Here is a 4,779-nt window from a genome sequence, read left to right as displayed (position 1 = left end):
CCGATCGACGCCTGCTACGAATTCGTCGGGCGCCTGCGCATGCTGTGGCGGGGTTTCGACGGCGGACAGCAAGCCCGTGCGTTCATCGACGACTTCTTCGCCCGGCTCGCCGCCCGTGCCGTGGCGAGGCCGCGATGACCGGGCAGCCGATCGACCTGGCGTTCGCCGTTAACGACGTGGCGCCCGAGCCGTACGGCGTCACACCGGTTCTCACCGCGCACGTGGGCGTCACCGACGTCGGCGGTCACACCGGCGCGGTGCACGCCATCGCGCTGCGGTGCCAGGTGCGCATCGAACCGCTGCGGCGTTCCTACTCCGACGACGAGGCCGCCGGCCTGCTCGACCTGTTCGGCGGCCGCGAGCGCTGGGCCGACACGCAGCGCACGTTCCTGTGGCAGCATTGCGCGGCGATGGTGCCGGGATTCGCCGGGCACACGACGGTGACGCTCCCGCTGGAGTGCACCTACGACTTCGAGGTGACGGCCGCCAAATACGCGCACGCCCTGCAGGACGGGGCGGTACCCCTGCAGTTCCTCTTCAGCGGAACGATCTTCGTCAACTCCGACCGCGGGTTCTCGGTTCAGCAGGTGCCGTGGGACTGCGAGTGCTGCTACGACATGCCGGTCGCGGTGTGGCGCGCGCTGATCGCCCAGCACTACCCCGACACCGGCTGGGTGCGGCTACGCCACGAAACCGTCGCCGCACTGGCCCGCTACAAGGCGACACGGGGCCTGCTCGACCTCGACGGGGCGGTCGCCTCGCTGCTGGGCGCCGCGCAGGAGGCCGCACGGTGAGCGCCCCCGAAACCTCCAGCCGGGCCCGGGCCCGTGCGGTCGCCGACGCGGTGCTCTACGAGGGCTACCTGCTCTACCCCTATCGCGGTACGTCCGGCAAGAACCAGTCGCGTTGGCAGTTCGGGGTTCTGGGGCCACCCGGTGCCGCGGACGCGGGCTGCGGCGAGGACGACGCCATGGGGGCGGAGTTCCCGGTCGACGGTGGGCGGGCGATCACCGTGGTGGTTCGGTTCCTGCAGTTGCAGCACCGCCGGGCCGAACGCGAGATCGGCGGCGGTGGCTTCGAACCCGTGGCCGAACTGGCCACCCCGACCGGGTCGTGGCTCTCCTGGGACGAGGCGGTGGAATGCGAGAGGTCCTTCGGCCCTATCGCATTGGATGGCCGGTCGTGGAGCCTTCCGCTGGTGGCGGATGCGGCAACCGACATCGAACTGCTGGACGGCGGGCGGCTGGTCCGCCAGCGCGAGGAGGTGCGCGGCGAGCTCACGGTGGTCGCCCGGCCGGACGGACACCTGCGCCGGGTCTCGGTGCGCGTGGCCAACACCGGCCGCGACGCCACCGGCAAGGCCGACGCGATCGCGCGCTCCATGATCGGGACCCACCTGATCGTCGAAGCCGACGGCGGGCAGTTCGTCTCGCTGCTGGAACCTGCGCCCGACGCCGCCGGCGCGGTGTCGCGGTGCGCTCGGCATCGCTGCTTCCCCGTGCTCGCCGGCGCACCGGGCAGCCGCGACGTGGTGCTGATCTCCCCGATCATCCTCTACGACCATCCCGAGGTCGCCGAGCAGAGCAGCACCGCCCTGTACGACTGCACCGAGATCGACGAGATCCTCACCCTGCGCGTGATGACGATGACCGACGAGGAGAAGGCGCAGGCCCGGGCCACCGATCCGCGGGCCGCGCAGCTCATCGACCGGTGCGATGCCATCTCGCCCGGGGCGATGGCGCGCCTGCACGGTGTCCTGCGCGATCCGCGGCCGCACGCGGGGCTGGTGCCCGAGATACCCGAGGGCGTCGACTGGTGGGATCCGCTGGCCGACAACGCCGTCCGCCCCGAGATCGATGCGGTACTGGTGAACGGGGTCCGGGTGGCCCGCGGCAGCCGGGTGCGGTTGCGCCCGAACCGCAACGCCGACGCCCAGGACATCTTCGTCGCCGGTAAGACCGCCCGCGTCGCCTCGGTGCACGAGGACGTCGAGGGCAACCGGTATGTCGGGGTGGTCGTCGACGACGACCCGGCCGCCGACCTGCACGACTGGTACGGGCGTTACCTGTATTTCTCAACCGACGAGGTCGAGCCGCTGGGGGACGACTGCGGGAACACGGAGAGGAGTCAGACATGGAAGTTCTAGGGTGGATCTTTTTGGCCATCATCGCGGTGGTGGTCGCGGTCGCGGTGGCGATGGGGGTGGTGTCCCTGCCGGATGCCCGCCGCTACCTCAAGCTGCGGCGGATGTAGCCGGCCGGGCGCGGTGATGACAGCGCGCATCCTGGTGGCCGGCATCGGCAACATCTTCCTGGGCGATGACGGATTCGGCTCGGAAGTGGTCCGCAACGCCGAGCTCCCGCAAGACAATCCGGCCGTCCGCGTCGTCGACTACGGCATCCGGGGAATGCATCTGGCCTACGACCTGCTCGACGGCTGGGACACGCTGGTCCTCGTCGATGCGATACCGAGCCGCGGCAACCCGGGCACCCTGCACGTGTTCCAGGCCGACCACGAGGCGCCGGACGAAACGGTCGGCGTGGACGCGCACGGCATGGAGCCGGCAGCGGTGTTCGCCAGCCTGCGGGCGCTGGGCGGCAGCCCGCCCTACACGGTCGTCGTGGGCTGCGAGGCGGGTAGCGTCGATGAGGGAATCGGCCTGACCGAACCCGTCGCCGAGGCGGTTCCGCGGGCGGCGCGGGCGGTCGAGGACATCGTCGCGGCGCTGCAGAGTCCGGCCCCTTCGGTTTCTGTGGCCGTCTCGGCGCCGAAGGAGTGTTGAGCATGTGTCTGGGGATACCGGGCCGGGTGATCGGGATGCTGGACGGTTACGCGGGACAGCTCGCGCTGGTCGACGTCGTCGGCGAGCAGCGGCGCGTCAACGTCGGCATGCTGCCCGAGGAGACGTTCTCCCCCGGCGACTGGGTCATCATCCACATGGGCTTCGTCGTCGAGAAGACCGACCGCGCCGGGGCCGACGAGGCGATGGCCGGCCTGGAGCTGATGGGGCGCGGCGATCCGGAGGGCGACTGAGATGACCGGACCCTCCCTGATGCTGCGATCCGGTCAGGTTCGGCAGCGCGTCACCGTGACCGGCGTCGTCCAGGGAGTCGGCTTCCGTCCGTTCGTCCATCGCCTCGCCACCGAGCTGGGACTGAGCGGATTCGTCGGCAACGACTCGGGCGCGGTCTTTCTCGAGGTGCAGGGGCCTCCCGCGCGGGTGCGGGAGTTCGGGCGCCGGCTGCGCGCCGAGGCGCCGCCGCTGGCGCGGATCGGCACCGTTCGCGTCGTCGACATCGACGTCGACGGGGCCGTCGGAGTCCGGCGCGCGTTCCAGATTGCCGCCAGCGAGGTGGTCGCCGGCGGCACGACGCCGATTCCGCCCGACGTCGCGGTGTGCGACGACTGCGTCGCCGAGCTGTTCGACCCCGGCGACCGGCGCCACCGCCACCCGTTCATCACGTGCACCAACTGCGGTCCACGCTTCACCATCATCCGCACACTGCCCTACGACCGCCCGGCGACCACCATGTCGGCGTTCCCGATGTGCGGGCGGTGTGCCGGCGAATACGCCGATCCCGCCGATCGCCGGTTTCACGCACAGCCCATCGCGTGCCCGGACTGCGGCCCGTCGCTGTGGTTTTCCGCGCAAGGCGGCCGCGTGGACGGCGCGGACGCCGCGCTGGCCGCCGCGCAACGCGCGCTGGCCGGCGGTGCGGTGGTGGCCGTCAAGGGCATCGGCGGTTACCACCTGGCCTGCCGCGCCGACGATCAGGGGGCGGTGACGGCGCTGCGTGCCCGGAAAGCCCGCGGCGCCAAGCCTTTCGCGCTGCTGGTGCGTGACCTCGACGTCGCGCGCCGCTACGCCCCGATCGGCGACCTCGAGGCGGCGGTGCTGTCGGGCCCGGCCCGGCCGATCGTGTTGCTCCCGCGCCGGCCCGGCGCGCCGGTCGCCGACGCGGTCGCACCCGCCAGCCCGCTGCTGGGGTTGATGCTCCCCTACTCCCCCATCCACCACCTGCTGCTGGCGCCCGTCCCCGGGGCCGGCGGGCGCGTGCCCGACACGCTGGTGCTGACCAGCGCCAACCGCTCCGACGAGCCGATCTGCTTCACCGACGACGATGCCGCGCAGCGGCTTCCGGCCCTGTGCGACGCGCTGCTCGACCACAACCGGCCCATCCACGTGCCGTGCGACGACTCGGTGGTGCGCATCGTCGACGGAGCGGAGCTGCCCGTGCGGCGCTCCCGCGGTTACGCGCCGCTGCCGGTGGATCTCGGGTGCGAGGGCCCCGCGGTGCTGGCCGTCGGAGGGGAACTGAAGAACACCTGCTGCCTCACCGACGGTACGCGCGCCTACCTGTCCGGGCACATCGGCGACATGGGCACCTGGGAGACGTTGCGCGCGTTCGGCCGCGCGGTCGAACAGCTCGGCGAGATACGCCGCGCCCCGGCCCGTCTGGCCGCCGACCTGCATCCGGGCTACCACACCCGCGCCTGGGCGGAACGCCACGCGGGCGAGCGACCGCTGGACCTGGTCCAGCACCATCACGCCCACGTGGTGTCACTGCTGGCCGAGCACGGGCGTATCGGCGAACCGATCATCGGGGTGGCGTTCGACGGCACCGGGTACGGCTGCGACCACACCATCTGGGGCGGCGAGATCCTGCGGCTCGGCCGCGACACCCACCGCTTCGTGCGGGCCGCCCACCTGCTGCCGGTGCCGCTGCCCGGCGGCGACGCCGCGGTGCGCAACCCGTGGCGGATGGCGCTGGCCCAGTT

7 protein-coding genes are annotated in these 4,779 nt (G+C 72.0%); all 7 read left to right on the top strand.

What is annotated here, in order from left to right; genetic code table 11:
- Positions 1–138: DUF5947 family protein (locus tag AC2VOR_RS09650; RefSeq protein ID WP_486963684.1), on the top strand; the 138-nt coding region annotated here is incomplete at its 5' end.
- Positions 135–794: a DUF6084 family protein gene (locus AC2VOR_RS09645; RefSeq protein ID WP_486963683.1), complete on the top strand. Its 660-nt coding sequence runs from the start codon at positions 135–137 to the stop codon at positions 792–794. The genes AC2VOR_RS09650 and AC2VOR_RS09645, both read left to right, overlap by 4 nt.
- The gene (locus AC2VOR_RS09640; RefSeq protein WP_369739490.1) at positions 791–2,146 is read left to right on the top strand and encodes a hypothetical protein; all 1,356 of its coding nucleotides are present in this window, start codon (positions 791–793) and stop codon (positions 2,144–2,146) included. Before AC2VOR_RS09645 ends, AC2VOR_RS09640 begins: the two co-directional genes overlap by 4 nt.
- On the top strand, positions 2,134–2,253 hold the full coding sequence (locus tag AC2VOR_RS09635) for a DUF6893 family small protein (RefSeq protein WP_407687427.1): 120 nt from the start codon (positions 2,134–2,136) through the stop codon (positions 2,251–2,253). The genes AC2VOR_RS09640 and AC2VOR_RS09635 overlap by 13 nt, the downstream gene beginning before the upstream one ends.
- A gap of 16 nt (positions 2,254–2,269) precedes the next feature.
- Positions 2,270–2,782, top strand: coding sequence for a hydrogenase maturation protease (locus AC2VOR_RS09630; RefSeq protein ID WP_369739491.1), 513 nt, complete (start codon positions 2,270–2,272; stop codon positions 2,780–2,782).
- A 2-nt stretch (positions 2,783–2,784) separates the two neighbouring features.
- Positions 2,785–3,033, top strand: a complete 249-nt coding sequence (locus AC2VOR_RS09625) for a HypC/HybG/HupF family hydrogenase formation chaperone (RefSeq protein WP_369739492.1) — start codon at positions 2,785–2,787, stop codon at positions 3,031–3,033.
- A 1-nt stretch (position 3,034) separates the two neighbouring features.
- Positions 3,035–4,779, top strand: a 1,745-nt coding sequence (hypF, locus tag AC2VOR_RS09620; protein WP_486963682.1) for a carbamoyltransferase HypF, incomplete at its 3' end; no start/stop codon positions are given.

Source organism: Mycobacterium sp. TH-M103, assembly GCF_057473785.1.
The sequence above is the reverse complement of the archived record's forward strand: the minus strand, read 5'-3'. Positions and strand labels throughout refer to the sequence as shown.